Below are 14380 nucleotides of genomic sequence, written 5' to 3'. Positions count from 1 at the left end.
TGGAGAGCTCGACCAAGCACGTGATCGCCACCCTCGTGACCTGCGCCGCCATCGTCGCGGTCACCGCCGCTGCCCTCGTGGCGATGTCGCCCGTCCCGTGACCGCCGCCACGCCCGGCCGTCGTGCGATGATCGACCCGTGAGGGACGGGCGCGGGTTCACCAGACCGCTGCCCCTCCGCAGTGTCGTCGCCGACGTCACCTGGGCGCTCCTGGCCGCGCTGGTGTTCCTCGCCCCGATCGACCTCGAACTCGAGCACGCGAGCCTGCCCGCCGTCGCGACCGCCACCGCCGCGATCGCCGTCCGACGGTTCTCGCCGTCCGGTGCGATGCTCGCCGCGGTCGCCCTCGGGGTCGTGCAGGTGCTCGGCGGCGAGCGCCCCTCCCTCGTGGACCTCGCCCTGTTCGTCGTGATCGGCAGCGTCGCGATCGTCGGCACGCGGCTGGAGGTCGTCCTCGCCGGGCTGCTCGCGGTGGTGGCCGGAGCGACCGCCGCTCTGTACCTCTCCAGGACAGGTTACCGCTACGCGCTCCTGCTGAACAGCGGGCCGACGGACCAGGCGGTCCTCGTGCTCGCCGCCCCGACGCTCGCGTTGGTCGCGGTCTGGGCCTCCGGACTCGCGACCCGGGCCGTCCGGTCGCAGAACGCCGAGTCCGTCCGTCGCGCCGACGCCGAGGCCGCCGCGACCCGCGCCGAGGCGGTGGCGAACCGCGCCGAGGCCGTCGCCACCCGCGCGGTCGACGAGGCCGAGGCCGAGCGCATCCGCGCCGACATCGCCCGCGACGTCCACGACGTCGTCGGCCACTCCCTCGCGGTGATCATCGCCCAGGCCGACTCGGTGCCGTTCCTCGACGACGAGGCCCGCATCCGCGAGGTCAGCGCCACGATCGCGAGCACCGCCCGGAGCTCCCTCACAGAGGTCCGTCAGGTCCTCGGGCACATCGACGGGTCCGACGCCACCGCCGACCCGACCTCGTTCGAGGAGATCGTCCGGGGCATCCGGGACGCCGGCGTCGACGTCGAGCACGCCGTCCGCGGGACCGCCAGACCACTCGGGGCCGTGCACGGGACCGCTGCCCGACGGGTGCTGCAGGAGATGCTGACGAACGCGCTCCGGCACGGGGTCCCCGGCGGCGCCGTCGAGGTCCGGGAGACCTGGCGCTCCGCCGACCTCGTGCTCGAGGTCGAGAACGCCGTGCCCCGAGCCGCCCTGCCCGTCGGCGACGGCCTGGGGATCGACGAGCTCGCGGCGCACCCGCGGGGCTCGGGCCGGGGGCTCACCGGCATGCAGACCCGACTCACCACGATCGGCGGCTCGTTCGACGCCGCCGTGCTCGACGACGTGTTCACCGCACGAGCACGCATCCCGTTCGACGTCCGAGGGGGGACGAACCGATGACCGACCCGATCCGCATCCTGCTCACCGACGACCAGGCACTGTTCCGCGCCGGGCTCCGGGTGGTGCTCGACGCCCAGGAGGACATGGTCGTCGTCGGCGAGGCCTCCGACGGCGCCGAGGCCCTCGCCGCGATCCCCGAGCTGCGTCCCGACGTCGTGCTGCTCGACATGCGGATGGCCGGGGTCGACGGCGTCGAGACGGTCCGGCGGCTGTTCGCGGACGACGGGCCGGTCGGTGCGCCGCTCCCCCGCGTGATCGTGCTCACCACGTTCGGCCTCGACCCCGCCGCGGCGACCGCGATCCGCCTCGGCGCGAGCGGGTTCCTGCTCAAGGACACCACCCCGCCCTTCCTGTTCGCCGCCGTCCGCGCCGTGCACGAGGGCAGCTCGGTCATCGCACCGAACGACCTGTCGCAGCTGTTCGGCGCCGACGTCGAGCGCGCCCCGGCACCGCAGCCGCCGGCGTTCCAGACCCTGACGGACCGGGAGCGGATCGTGTTCGGGTGGGCGTCCCGCGGGCTGTCGAACGCCGAGATCGCCGCGAAGGAGTTCGTGACCGAGTCCACGGTGAAGACGCAGATCTCGAGCATCCTCGGCAAGCTCGCCCTGCGCGACCGTGTGCAGCTCGTCGTGTACGCGCACGACCACGGGCTCGCCGGGACGCGCGAGCCCTGACCCGGAGCACGCCGGTGGCCGGGGACCGGTCGGCGCCGGTCAGGGGACCTGCACGAACCGCAGCGCGCCACGCTCCCGCTGCCGGAAGCCGAGGTGCTCGTACAGGCCGATCGCCCCGGTGTTGCCCGCGGCCGCGTGCATGAGCGGCACCTCGCCGCGGGCCCGGATGCCGTGCGCCACCGCGAGCACCAGCCGTCGGCCGAACCCCTGCCCGCGGTGCTCGGGGTCGGTGCAGACGGCGCTGATCTCGGTCCACCCCGGCGGGTGCAGCCGCTCCCCTGCCATCGCGACGAGCCGCCCGCCACGACGGACGCCCAGGTAGGTCCCGAGCTCGATCGTCCGCGGCAGGAACGGTCCGGGCTTCGTCCGCTCGACCAGGTCGGTCATCTCCGGCACGTCGTCCGGGGTCAGCACGACGGCCTCGTCGTCCGGCTCCCCCGCCACCGACTCCCCTGTGAGCTGCACGCCGCCCGCGTTCTCGACCGGCGACCACCCCGCCGGTGCGACGTCGTCCGGCCCGATCCGCACCACCGCCCCGGAGCCCGCGAGCACCCGGACGTCCTCCCAGTCGTCCGGCGTCGCCCGCGCGGGGATGCCGATCCACACGGACACGTCCGGCCGGTACCGGACGACCGCGCCGCGCCGCTCGGCGAACCGCGCGTGGTGGGAGTCGAGGGCCGCGAGCGCCGGGTTGTCGAGGACGCGCGTCGGGGTGCCGTCCGCGGCCCGGGACAGGTCGAGGGCCCACAGGTCCGCACCGCGGTCGTCGTCCCGGAACCCCAGGTCGGCCAGGAGTGTGCGCTCGGCTCCGGTCCACCCTGTCGTGTCGGCGAGCACCCCCACCGCGAAGCGATCGCGGGCCCGGTCGACCACGGCCGTGACGTCCGACGGGCGTGCGGTCGGGAGCTCCCCTGGACGGACGGGCAGGGCGGTGTCGGCGGTGGTCGTCATCCACACATCCTCCGCCCGGTGCGGCTGTCCACAGGCATCGTTGCCCCGCGTGACGGGGCCGATCCGAGCGGCTACCGTGCCGACATGGGGTGGGAACGAACCCGGCTGACGCCGGAACAGCGCGAGGCGGTCCGGCGGGTGCTGCCCGACGCCGAGGTCGTCGCCGACGAGTCGTGGGGGCTGCTCGACACGGTCGTGCTGCACGTCCGGGCCGCTGGATCGGAGTGGACGGTCAAGGCGTCGGGCCCCGACAACACGCACTTCCCACGCGAGCTCGAGGCACACCGCGGGTGGACGGCCGCCCTCGTGGCCCACGGCGACGCCGGTCGGCTCCGCGCCGCCGACGAAGCCGCACGGGTCCTCGTGCTCGAGCGGGTGCCCGGGCGTCTCGCCCTCGGCACCCCCGACGAGCACGACCCGGCGGTGCACCGGCAGGCCGGGCAGCTCCTTCGGCGACTCCACGATCAGGCGTCCCGGCCCGACGCGACGTGGCTCGAGCGAGAGCGTGCGAAGACGACGGGTCTCCTCGACCACCCGCACGACATCCCCGCCGATCGGGTCGATCGGCTCCGCACCCTGCTCGCCCAACACCCCGTCGGCCCGGTGGTCCTCGTCCCGACCCACGGCGACTGGCAGGCGCGGAACTGGATCGTCGACGCCGGCCGGCTCCGGGCGATCGACTTCGGCCGGTTCGCGTTCCGCCCGGCGATGACCGACTGCACGCGCGTCGCCGTCCAGCACTGGCAGCACGACCCGGCGCTCGAGCAGGCCTTCCTCGACGGCTACGGCGACGACCCGCGGACCCCCGACGCCTGGCGCTGGCTGCAGCTCCGCGAGGCGGTCGGCACCGCGGTGTGGGCGCACGAGGTCGGGGACCGACGGTTCGAGCAACAGGGACACGACATGCTCACCGACGCCCTCGCCGCCTTCCCGGACGACCGGTGGTGAGCGGATGCGGACGGTGACCGGACGCCGGTCGCGCGCGGCGCGACGGACGGGATCCGCGCCTCCAGTCCGGGGGGCGCGACCGCAGGCGGACCGCCGGCCAGGAGGCGCGTGGTGCGCGCGCCGCGTCGCTGCCGTCACGCCGTGGCCGGCTCGCGACCACCTGCGCGCCAGCTGTCCCCGGGAATGCGAGAAGGCCCCCGGATTCCTCCGGGGGCCTTCTCCTGCGTGGTGCGCGAGGGGGGACTTGAACCCCCACGCCGTTTCCAGCACACGGACCTGAACCGTGCGCGTCTACCAATTCCGCCACTCGCGCCAGCCCGGCAACACTAGCACGTTGCGGAGTACCTCCGTGACCACGTTCAGACGCGCACCGGGGCCAACCACTACCATGCAGGGGTCCCTGACCGACGACACTGGAGACACATGGGCCTGCTGGACAGCTTCGAGCGAGGGTTGGAGCGCGCCGTGAACGGCGCCTTCGCGAAGACCTTCCGCTCCGGCGTGCAGCCCGTCGAGATCTCCAGTGCCCTCCGGCGCGAGCTCGACACGAAGGCCGCCGTGGTCTCGCGGGAGCGCATCCTCGTGCCGAACGAGTTCACGGTGCGCCTCGCGCCGCCGGACCACACGCGCATGCACGACATCGGGCGTCCGCTCATCGACGAGCTGTCCCAGATGGTGCAGCAGCACGCCGTCGCGCAGAACTACTCGTTCTCCGGTCCGGTGACCATCCGACTGCAGCAGGACGGCACGCTGTCGACCGGCATCCTGCAGATCGACTCGTCGACCGTGCAGCGGGACGTCGCCTGGGTCGCCGTCCTCGACATCGGGTCGCAGCGACACAAGCTGCACCGGGGCCGGACCGTCATCGGTCGCGGGACGGACGCCGACATCACGGTCGCGGACACCGGCACGAGCCGCAAGCACGTCGAGATCGTCTGGGACGGCAAGCACGCGCAGGCCAACGACCTCGGCTCCACGAACGGGTCGAAGCTGAACGGCGAACGCTTCCAGCAGGCGATCGTCGAACCGGACTCCACGATCGAGATCGGTCGTACCCGTATGGTGTTCCGGGTGATCCCCGAGAACGACGGAGGTGCTCGATGACCACAGGGCTGACCCTGCTCGTCCTGCGCTTCGCGTTCCTCGCGGTGCTCTGGCTGTTCGTGTTCGTGATCGTCTTCGCCCTGCGGAGCGACCTGTTCGGCCAGCGCGTCCGCACCATCCCGACCGATCCCAAGGCCGGTGCCTCCGGTCCGACGACCCCCGCGATCCCGACGGCGGCCCCCGCGGCCGCGTCCGCATCAGCCGGGGCGTTCACGGAACTCATCGGCCAGTCCCCGGGACCGACGCAGGCCACCGCAACCGGGGTGGCCACGCGACTCGTCATCACCGAGGGCTCCCGCGAGGGCATGGAGATGCCGCTCGGCGGCGGGCCCATCACGATCGGGCGCTCGAGCGAGTCGAACGTCGTGATCCGCGACGACTACACCTCGACCAACCACGCCCGCCTCGAGCTCCGCGCTTCCGGCTGGGTCCTCACCGACCTCGACTCCACGAACGGCACCTTCGTCGACGGGCAGAAGGTGACCGCCCCCGTCACCGTCGGGGAGCGGACGCCGATCACCATCGGGACGACGACGTTCGAGCTGCGGCGGTAACCCGGACATGACGGCTCGCACGCTGAGCGCCGCTGTGTCCCACGTCGGGCGCATCCGCGCCAACAACCAGGACTCCGGCTACGCCGGCGCCCACCTGTTCGCGGTCGCGGACGGCATGGGCGGGCACGCCGGCGGCGACGTCGCCTCGGCGATCGCGATCCGGCGCATCCGCGAGGTGGACCGCGAGTTCCCCTCGGCGCACGACGCCGAGTTCGCGCTGCAGTCGGCGCTCATCGCGGCGAACCAGCTCATCACCGAGACGGTCTTCGAGCACCAGGAGCTCACGGGCATGGGCACCACGGTGTCCGCGCTCATCCGGGTCGGCGACCAGATCGCGATCGCGCACATCGGCGACTCCCGCATCTACCGCATGCGCGACGGGGAGCTGCAGCAGATCACCTCGGACCACACGTTCGTCCAGCGACTCGTCGACAGCGGACGGATCACGCCCGAGGAAGCCGCCGTGCACCCGCGCCGCTCGGTCCTCATGCGCGTGCTCGGTGACGTCGACGCCGCGCCCGAGGTCGACACGGCCGTGATGGACATCCAGCCGGGCGACCGCTGGCTGCTCTGCTCCGACGGCCTGTCGTCGTACCTCGCCGAGGAGCGCATCCGCCACGCGCTCGCATCGACGATGGACGCGAACCAGGTCACGCAGCGGCTCGTCAAGGAGACGCTCGACCACGGCGCCCCGGACAACGTGACGGTCGTCGTGATGGACGTCACCGACGCCGAGGTCGACGACTCCGACGACGCCGCCACGACCGTCGGGTCCGCCGCCGCGCCGCTGACGTTCGAGGCGGCGACCGGCCGCAAGCCGATCCGCCTCCCCACGATCCTGCTGCACCCGCTCAAGGTCTCCACCGCGCCGGAGGACTCGCACTTCGAGCCCGAGTCCGACCAGTACTTCGCGGAGCTCATCGCCGAGGACCGCCGTCGTCGTGTCCGTCGCCGGATCGCCTGGACGGTCGCGCTCGTCGCCGCCGTCGCGCTCCTCGTCGGCGCGGTCTTCCTGGGCTGGCGGATCATACAGGCGCACTACTACGTGGGCAGCGACCGCGGCACCGTCGCGATCTACAAGGGCGTCCAGCAGTCGATCGGTCCGATCGCGCTGTCGGACGTCTACGAGGACAGCGACATCTCGGTCCGCTCCCTGCCCGAGTACACCCGCGAGAACGTCCGCTCGACGATCAACGCCACGTCGCTCGACGACGCCCGCGAGATCGTCGAGCGCCTGCGCAAGGCCGCCGAGACCGGGCAGGACCAGGCCGGGACCGGCGGGGACGGCGCATCGCCGTCGCCGACGTCCACGGCGTCGCCCACGCCGACGGCGTCCCCGACCCCGGGGTCCGGCGGATGAGCGCCACGACCTCCCAGTCCTTCACGCAGGCGATCACGATCAAGCTGCGTGAGCCGGCCCGCGCCCGCAACCTGGAGCTCGTGCTGCTCGTCATCGCCTGCGGCATCTGCGCCGGGGCGATGGTCCTCGTGCAGCTCGGCACGAAGGGTCGGCTCTTCGACACCGGCGTGCTCTGGGTCGGCGCGGGCATCCTCGGGCTCGCGCTCGTCATGCACGTCGTGCTGCGGGTCGTCGCGAAGAACGCCGACCCGTTCGTCCTGCCGGTCGCGCTCGTGCTCAACGGCATCGGCATCGCCGAGATCTACCGGATCGACGTCCACAACGGCCTGACCGGCTGGGACGCGATCGGCGTGAAGCAGATCGTCTGGACGATGCTCGCGATGGTGCTCGCGACGATCACGGTCGTCCTGGTCCGGAACCACCGCTTCCTGCAGCGCTACCGCTACATCTTCATGGCGCTGACGATCTTCCTGCTGCTCATGCCGATGCTGCCCGGGATCGGCGAGAACATCGGCGGCGCCCGGGTCTGGATCCGCATCGGCCCGTTCTCGTTCCAGCCGGGCGAGCTCGCGAAGATCACGATGGCGCTGTTCTTCGCCGGCTACCTCGTCACGGCCCGCGACTCGCTGTCGATCGTCGGTCGGAAGTTCCTCGGCATGACCTTCCCGCGTGCCCGGGACCTCGGTCCGATCCTGGTGATGTGGGGTGCCGCGATGGCGGTCCTCGTCTTCCAGCGCGACCTCGGCACCGCACTGCTCTACTTCGGGCTGTTCCTGGTGATGATCTACGTCGCCACCGGCCGGCTCAGCTGGGTCGCCATCGGTCTGACGCTCTTCGTCGGCGGCGCGATCGTGGCGCAGGCGGCGCTCGTGTACGTGCGCGGCCGCTTCGAGCAGTGGCTCGACCCGTTCGACCAGACCATCTACGACCGCGCGACGCAGGGCAGCTACCAGCTCGTGCAGGGCCTGTTCGGCTTCGCGAACGGCGGCATCACGGGCACCGGCCTCGGTCAGGGCCGCCCGTACATCACCCCGGTCGCGAACGCCGACTACATCGTCGCGTCCCTCGGCGAGGAACTCGGCCTGATCGGCGTCTTCGCGATCCTGGCGCTGTTCATCGTCCTGGCGTCCCGAGGCCTCCGGGTCGCGTTCATGGCGCAGGACGACTTCGGCAAGCTGCTCGGTGTGGGCTTCGGCTTCACGATCGCGCTGCAGGTGTTCGTCGTCGTCGGCGGCATCACCCGGATCATCCCCGTCACCGGCCTGACGACACCGTTCATGGCCGCTGGTGGCTCCTCCCTCATCGCCAACTGGATCATCGCCGCGATGCTGCTGCGACTGACCGACGCCATCCCCGCCGAACAGCGCGTCCAGCAGGGTGCGATCCCCGCCCCGCGGGGGAAGGCCGCGCGCAGGAAGGAGGCCAGCCGGTGAACCGACAGCTCCGCGGCGTCTCGACCGTGATCGTGCTCATGTTCGTCGCGCTCTTCGTGTCGACGACGTCCATCCAGTTCTTCGCGTCCGACTCCCTGCGCGCCGACGCACGCAACTCCCGCACCATCCTCGACAGCTACTCGACGAAGCGCGGCGCCATCCTCGTGAACGGCAGCCCGATCGCCGAGTCGACCCCGTCGGACGACCAGTACCAGTACCAGCGCAAGTACACGAACGGCGCGCTCTACTCGGCCGTCACCGGGTACTTCACGATCGGCCAGGGCAACGCCGGCATCGAGAGCGCCGAGAACGCCGTCCTGTCCGGCAACTCCGACGCGTCGTTCTTCCAGAACCTCAACGCGATCCTGACCGGCCAGGACGTCCAGGGCGACAACGTCAACCTGACGATCGACCCCGACGTGCAGCAGGCCGCGTACGACGCCCTCGGGCAGAACACCGGCGCGGTCGTGGCCATCCAGCCGAAGACCGGCAAGATCCTCGCGATGGTGTCCAAGCCCGACTACGACCCGAACGCGCTGACCTCGCACGACACCGCGGCCGTCAAGCAGCAGTACGACGCGCTGCTGGCACAGAGCCCGACGCCGCTGCAGAACCGCGCAATCGGCGGCGACCTGTACACGCCGGGATCGGTGTTCAAGCTCATCGTCGCCTCGGCCGCGCTCAAGGACGGCAAGTACGACCTCGACTCCGAGTTCCCGAACCCGTCGCGGCTGCAGCTGCCGGGCACGAGCACGTACATCAACAACGCCGAGGGCGGTTCCTGCGGTGGCGGCGACACCGTCAAGCTGCGGACCGCCATCCAGTACTCCTGCAACATCCCGTTCGCCGAGCTCGGGCAGAAGCTCGGGTACGACGAGATCAAGTCGATGGCCGACGAGTACGGCTTCGGCGACCAGATCGAGGTCCCGATGAAGGCGACCGCGAGCCAGTACCCGGACGTCGACTCGACCGCCCAGCTCATGCTGAGCGCCTTCGGCCAGGCCAGCGTGCGCGTCTCGCCGCTGCAGATGGCGATGGTCTCCGCCGGGATCGCGAACGGCGGCAAGGTCATGCAGCCGTCCGTCGTCGACTCGATCACGACGAGCGACCTCAAGACGGTCGAGTCCTTCTCGCCGAAGCAGTACAGCGACCCGCTGTCCGCCTCGGAGTCGGCCGACCTGACCGAGGCGATGCAGAGCGTCGTGAACGCCGGGACCGGCACCAATGCCAAGATCGACGGTGTCGACGTCGCAGGGAAGACCGGCACGGCAGAGGGCGGTACGGGCAGCCCGTACACGCTCTGGTTCACGGGGTTCGCCCCCGCGAAGGACCCGGAGGTGGCCGTCGCGGTCGTCGTCGGCAACGGCGGCGGGCTCGGGCAGTCCGGCGTCGGCAACACGGTCGCGGCCCCGGTCGCGAAGAAAGTCATGGAGGCGGTGCTGAACAAATGAGACCCACCAGCGGACTCACCTTCGGTGGGCGGTACCAGCTCTCCTCCCGCGTCGCGATCGGCGGCATGGGCGAGGTCTGGCAGGCCACCGACCTGGTCATCGGGCGGACCGTCGCACTCAAGATCCTCAAGGACGAGTACCTCGGTGACCCGGGCTTCCTCGAGCGCTTCCGCGCCGAGGCCCGGCACGCTGCGCTCGTCAACCACGAGGGCATCGCGAACGTCTTCGACTACGGCGAAGAGGACGGCAGCGCCTACCTCGTGATGGAGCTCGTCCCCGGCGAAGCCCTGTCCACGATGATCGAGCGCGAGCACACGCTCCCCGTCGACAAGGTGCTCGACATCGTCGCGCAGACGGCGAACGCGCTCCAGGCCGCGCACGCGGTCGGGCTCGTGCACCGCGACATCAAGCCCGGCAACCTGCTCATCACGCCGGACGGTCGCGTCAAGATCACCGACTTCGGCATCGCCCGCATCGCCGACCAGGTCCCGCTCACCGCGACCGGCCAGGTGATGGGCACGGTCCAGTACCTGTCGCCCGAGCAGGCGAGCGGTCACCCCGCGTCGCCCTCGACGGACATCTACTCGCTCGGCATCGTGGCGTACGAGGCCCTCGCCGGCCGCCGTCCGTTCACGGGCGAGTCGCAGGTCGCCATCGCGATGGCGCACATCAACGAGCAGCCGCCTGCGCTGCCGTCGGACGTGCCGGAGCCCGTCGCCGCCCTCGTGCTGTCCTGCATCGCGAAGAAGCCGGCCGACCGTCCCGCGACCGCCGCGAACCTGGCCCGTGCGGCACAGGCGCTGCGCCGCGGGGACGTCGCCGCGGCCACGGTCGCGGTGCCCGCGATCGGCGGTGCCGGTACGGTGGCGTTCAACCCGCCGCAGGGCCAGGGCGACGACCAGGCGACGGCGCTCATCGGCACCCAGGCCGGTGCACTGAGCGGTCCGCCGCGGACGCCAGGCTCGCCCGTGACGCCCGATGACGAGGAACCGAAGAAGAAGCGCGCCTGGATCTGGTGGCTCGTCGGTGCCCTCGCGGTCCTGGTGATCGCGGGCGTCATCGCAGCCCTCGCGCTGAACAACGGCGGCTCCGCGGACCCGACGCCGTCGGCGACCGCCACCCAGTCGACCCCGAAGCCGAGCAACACGCCGACGCCCACCCCGACCCAGGTGCGCCAGTTCCTCGACAAGTCGCAGTACGTCGGGCAGCCGACGGACCAGGTGCGCTCGGCGCTCGAGGGGCTGGGCTTCGTCGTCGACGTCCAGGACGGCAGCCCGGCACCGACCGCCGACCAGGCGAACACCGTCGCCGACCTGACGCCGACCGGCAGCGTCGTCGAGGGCACGACCATCACGGTCACGCAGTACACGACCCCGCCGACGGCGAACAAGCCGAACACCCCCACGGCGGGCCCGGTCTCGAGCAGCGGCTCGGTGACGTTCAGCTGGTCCGCCGCGACCTGCCCGGACGGCTACTCGGTGTCGAAGTACTCGTGGAAGGTCACCGGCGGGAAGGACGCCTCCGGCGCGACCTCCGGCGACACGAGCTCGACCGCGGTCACGATCCAGGCGGACGCGGCCGGCGACGACGTCACCTTCACGTACAACGTGACGTGCGGGAGCCTCGCCGCCTCCGAGGACTCGGACCCCGCCACCGCGACGTGGACCGTCACGCCCACCCCGACGCCCACCGGCAACGGGAACGGCAACGGCAACGGCAACGGCAACGGGAACGGCTCGTCGAACGGCTGATCGCCACCCGGACGGGGGCTTCCGACACCGTTGCGTAACGGTTGTCCGGAGGTCCCCGTCACCAGCCTCCCGCCAGGAAGTGCTGCCGTACACTGTCCCGGACGGACATTCGGAGGAGTACGTGCCAGAAGGTGTGACCGCGGGGATCACGCTCCTCGCCAACCGCTACGAGATCGGTGACGTCATCGGTCGCGGCGGCATGGCGACGGTGCACGTCGGCAACGACACCCGTCTCGGCCGCAAGGTCGCGGTGAAGCTCCTCAAGCCGAGCCTCGCGAACGACCCGTCCTTCCGCGTCCGCTTCCGACAGGAAGCCCAGGCGGCCGCGCGCATGGCGCACCCGACGATCGTCCGCGTCTACGACGCCGGCGAAGAGACCGTCGTCGAGCACTCCGGCGCCGAGGTGCAGGTCCCCTACATCGTCATGGAGTACGTCGAGGGCCGTGCGCTCTCCGACATCGTCGCCGACGGGCCCATCGCCCCGGACGAGGCGATCCGCATCACCGAGGGCATCCTGACCGCCCTCGAGTACTCGCACCGCGCGGGGGTCGTGCACCGGGACATCAAGCCCGCGAACGTGATGGTCACGAACGCCGGCCAGGTCAAGGTCATGGACTTCGGGATCGCCCGCGCGATCACGGACACGTCGGCCACGGTGGCGCAGACCACGTCGATCCTCGGGACCGCCTCGTACTTCTCGCCGGAGCAGGCCCGTGGCGAGACCGTCGACGCCCGTACCGACATCTACTCCACCGGTGTGGTGCTCTTCGAGCTCCTCACCGGCCGCCCGCCCTTCGTCGGGGACTCCCCGGTCGCCGTCGCCTACCAGCACGTCAGCGAGCAGCCCGTCGCGCCGTCAACCATCTCCGCCGACGTCTCGCCGGCGCTGGACGCGGTGACCCTGCACGCCCTGGTGAAGGACCGCACGCGCCGCTTCCAGAACGCTGCCGAGTTCCGGTCCGACCTGCAGCAGGCGGCGCAGGGCAAGGTGCCGACGTCGACCCGGAAGCTGGCCCAGAACGCCGCGAACGACGCGTCGACGATGCTCTTCGGCGTCAACCCGCGCACGACCTCCAACCCGGCGGTCGCCTTCCGCGAGCTCGACGACGACACGGCGGAGCACCGCCCGCAGCGCACGCAGAACCGTCCGCCGGTCGCGTGGATCTGGCTCGGCATCATCCTGACGGTCGCGGTGATCGTCGGCGTCGGCTTCTTCGTCGCGAACCTGCAGCCGGGCAAGGCCCCGGTCTCGTCGTCGGTCTCCGTCCCGAACGTCGTCGGCGCGACGTGGGACTCCGCGAAGTCGGACCTCGACAAGCGCGACCTGAGCCCGGTCGAGGTCGGCGAGAACTCCGACGACGTCCCGAAGGACACCGTCATCCGCACGGAGCCGGGTTCCGGCACGAACGTCGCGCGCAACCAGAGCATCCGCGTGGTGGTGTCGCTCGGGCCGGAGCAGGTCGCAGTGCCGGACCTGGCCGGGCAGACCCAGGACGCCGCCCAGCAGGCCCTGAAGTCCGCCGGTTTCGAGGTCGGGGCGATCAACACGGACTACTCGCCGGACGTCCCCGAGGGCACGGTGATGAGCTCGGACCCCGGGTCGTCCACGCAGCTCGCCAAGGGTTCGGTCGTCAACCTCACCGTCTCGAACGGCAAGGTGCAGCTGCCGAACGTCACGCAGCAGCCGTTCCAGACCGCGAACGCGACCCTGGCGCAGCTCGGGCTGACGGTGCAGCCCGCCCCGGCGTACTCGTGCACCGGCGGCACGGTGCTGCAGCAGAGCGTGCCCGCCGGCGACGTCGCGCAGGGCAGCACGATCGTGCTCACGTACTGCGCGGCTTCTGCGCAGAAGCCGTCCCAGCAGCCGTCGGCGCCCGCCACGGGCGCGCCGGCGTCTGGTTCCAGCGGCCTCTAGACCGCAGCACGTCGCCGGACTCGCGTCCGGCGCGGGGTCAGCTCCGCCGGCCTGGAGGATCGTGGCCGCGTCGGTGCTCCGGCTCCATCCCACGCGTGGCCGGGTCGACCCCCTTCGGTCCGGCGGATCAGGCCCGCGGCGACGCGATGAGGGGCGTCAGGTCGGCAGCCCGCTCAGCAGCACCGTGCAGGCCCGTGGTCTCCAGCCAGTTGCCCACCATCCGGTAGCCGCCCTCGGTGAGCACGGACTCGGGGTGGAACTGCACCCCGTACACCGGGGACTCGCGGTGCTGCACGCCCATGATGACGCCGCCACCGGTCCGCGCCGTGACGGTGAGTTCGTCGGGCACGGTGCCGTCGACGATCGCGAGCGAGTGGTACCGGGTGGCCGTGAACGGGTGCGGGACGCCGGCGAAGAGCACACTGTCGTCGTGGTCGACCTGTGAGGTCTTGCCGTGCATGAGTTCTTCGGCGTGGGTCACCGTGGCGCCGAGGGCCTCCGCGATGGCCTGGTGCCCGAGGCACACACCGAGCAACGGCTTGTCGGCCACGATCGCCGCCCGGACGGTCGGGATCGAGACGCCTGCGTCCGCGGGGGTGCCGGGACCCGGGGAGAGCAGCACGCCGTCGTAGTCCGCGATGCGCTCGGCGATCTCGGACTCCGGGAAGGCGTCGTTGCGGACGACGTCGGTCTCCGCACCGAGCTGCTGCACGTAGCCGTTCAGGGTGTAGACGAAGCTGTCGTAGTTGTCGACGACGAGGATCTTGGTCATGGTCGGATCACCGTACTCGTGGAGGATGTGCGCGGGCTCCTGAGGGTCTTCCCACACACGCGGTCACGG

The 14380-nt window shown here is 71.5% G+C and carries 12 protein-coding genes and 1 tRNA gene; 10 read left to right on the top strand and 3 right to left on the bottom strand.

Features of this window, described 5'->3' with window-relative positions:
- The first annotated feature begins 138 nt into the window (after window positions 1-138).
- Entirely contained in the window at window positions 139-1398 is a 1260-nt protein-coding gene (locus LQK89_RS00135) for a sensor histidine kinase (RefSeq protein WP_058741053.1), read from the top strand.
- Window positions 1395-2072: a response regulator gene (locus LQK89_RS00130; RefSeq protein WP_058741052.1), complete on the top strand. Its 678-nt coding sequence runs from the start codon at window positions 1395-1397 to the stop codon at window positions 2070-2072. Before LQK89_RS00135 ends, LQK89_RS00130 begins: the two co-directional genes overlap by 4 nt.
- Before the next feature lie 39 nt (window positions 2073-2111).
- Here the strand turns inward: LQK89_RS00130 and LQK89_RS00125 are convergent, their stop codons facing one another.
- On the bottom strand, window positions 2112-3023 hold the full coding sequence (locus LQK89_RS00125; protein ID WP_231049769.1) for a GNAT family N-acetyltransferase: 912 nt from the start codon (window positions 3021-3023) through the stop codon (window positions 2112-2114).
- Between the two features lie 84 nt (window positions 3024-3107).
- Here LQK89_RS00125 and LQK89_RS00120 point away from each other — a divergent pair, with 84 nt between their 5' ends.
- Complete coding sequence (locus LQK89_RS00120) at window positions 3108-3971, top strand: aminoglycoside phosphotransferase family protein (protein ID WP_231049768.1); 864 nt, start codon at window positions 3108-3110, stop codon at window positions 3969-3971.
- Window positions 3972-4197: 226 nt separating this feature from the next.
- Here the strand turns inward: LQK89_RS00120 and LQK89_RS00115 are convergent.
- Window positions 4198-4284, bottom strand: a tRNA-Leu gene (locus tag LQK89_RS00115).
- Window positions 4285-4394: 110 nt separating this feature from the next.
- Here LQK89_RS00115 and LQK89_RS00110 point away from each other — a divergent pair.
- From LQK89_RS00110 to pknB, 7 genes are all read left to right on the top strand, one after another.
- On the top strand, window positions 4395-5075 hold the full coding sequence (locus LQK89_RS00110) for an FhaA domain-containing protein (RefSeq protein ID WP_114851288.1): 681 nt from the start codon (window positions 4395-4397) through the stop codon (window positions 5073-5075).
- Window positions 5072-5629, top strand: a complete 558-nt coding sequence (locus LQK89_RS00105; RefSeq protein ID WP_058741049.1) for an FHA domain-containing protein FhaB/FipA — start codon at window positions 5072-5074, stop codon at window positions 5627-5629. Before LQK89_RS00110 ends, LQK89_RS00105 begins: the two co-directional genes overlap by 4 nt.
- Window positions 5630-5636: 7 nt before the next feature.
- Entirely contained in the window at window positions 5637-6989 is a 1353-nt protein-coding gene (locus LQK89_RS00100) for a Stp1/IreP family PP2C-type Ser/Thr phosphatase (RefSeq protein WP_058741048.1), read from the top strand.
- Window positions 6986-8422: an FtsW/RodA/SpoVE family cell cycle protein gene (locus tag LQK89_RS00095; protein WP_231049767.1), complete on the top strand. Its 1437-nt coding sequence runs from the start codon at window positions 6986-6988 to the stop codon at window positions 8420-8422. The genes LQK89_RS00100 and LQK89_RS00095 overlap by 4 nt, the downstream gene beginning before the upstream one ends.
- Window positions 8419-9873, top strand: coding sequence for a peptidoglycan D,D-transpeptidase FtsI family protein (locus LQK89_RS00090; protein ID WP_231049766.1), 1455 nt, complete (start codon window positions 8419-8421; stop codon window positions 9871-9873). Before LQK89_RS00095 ends, LQK89_RS00090 begins: the two co-directional genes overlap by 4 nt.
- Window positions 9870-11624 (top strand): protein kinase domain-containing protein, encoded by a 1755-nt coding sequence (locus LQK89_RS00085; RefSeq protein WP_231049765.1) that lies wholly within the window; start codon window positions 9870-9872, stop codon window positions 11622-11624. Before LQK89_RS00090 ends, LQK89_RS00085 begins: the two co-directional genes overlap by 4 nt.
- Before the next feature lie 121 nt (window positions 11625-11745).
- On the top strand, window positions 11746-13539 hold the full coding sequence (gene pknB, locus LQK89_RS00080) for a Stk1 family PASTA domain-containing Ser/Thr kinase (protein ID WP_269145908.1): 1794 nt from the start codon (window positions 11746-11748) through the stop codon (window positions 13537-13539).
- A 127-nt stretch (window positions 13540-13666) separates the two neighbouring features.
- Here pknB and LQK89_RS00075 read toward each other — a convergent pair whose 3' ends face one another.
- A complete protein-coding gene (locus LQK89_RS00075; protein ID WP_231049764.1) occupies window positions 13667-14311 on the bottom strand; it encodes an anthranilate synthase component II in 645 nt (214 codons plus the stop codon).
- Window positions 14312-14380 lie beyond the last annotated feature (69 nt).

The sequence above is a fragment of the Curtobacterium sp. C1 genome (genome assembly GCF_021049325.1).
GTDB lineage: Bacteria > Actinomycetota > Actinomycetes > Actinomycetales > Microbacteriaceae > Curtobacterium > Curtobacterium citreum.
This window is presented reverse-complemented; position numbering and strand designations above follow the sequence as displayed.